The following is a 311-nucleotide window of genomic DNA, read 5'->3' as shown; positions in this document are numbered from 1 at the left end:
TTTTAATAGTAGTTGATTTTCCACTTCCATTAGGTCCTAAAAATCCTAACCTTTCCCCTTCATTAATTTCAAAATTAAGATTAGATACAACTCGAATTATTTTCTTTTCTCTACTAAACAAACCTTTTCTTTTATATATTGTATATTCTTTCGTTAAATTTTCAACTTTTATGTTACTATGACCCTGAGCTTTCATATTTTTTTTCACCTTGCTTCCAATTTATTTTTGTAGCTATAATTAAAACTGTAATTATATTATTTAATTTTATAAATGTATATATGTTTAATGGTTCTAATAATGTATATTTTAT

Annotated in this window: 1 protein-coding gene; it reads right to left on the bottom strand. The window is 22.5% G+C overall.

The features are described 5' to 3' along the window. A partial coding sequence (locus BUE91_RS01735) for an ATP-binding cassette domain-containing protein (RefSeq protein ID WP_143605897.1) occupies positions 1-196 on the bottom strand: 196 nt, incomplete at its 3' end. Positions 197-311 lie beyond the last annotated feature (115 nt).

This window comes from Streptobacillus notomytis (assembly GCF_001902585.1).
Classification (GTDB): Bacteria; Fusobacteriota; Fusobacteriia; order Fusobacteriales; family Leptotrichiaceae; genus Streptobacillus; species Streptobacillus notomytis.
This window is presented reverse-complemented; position numbering and strand designations above follow the sequence as displayed.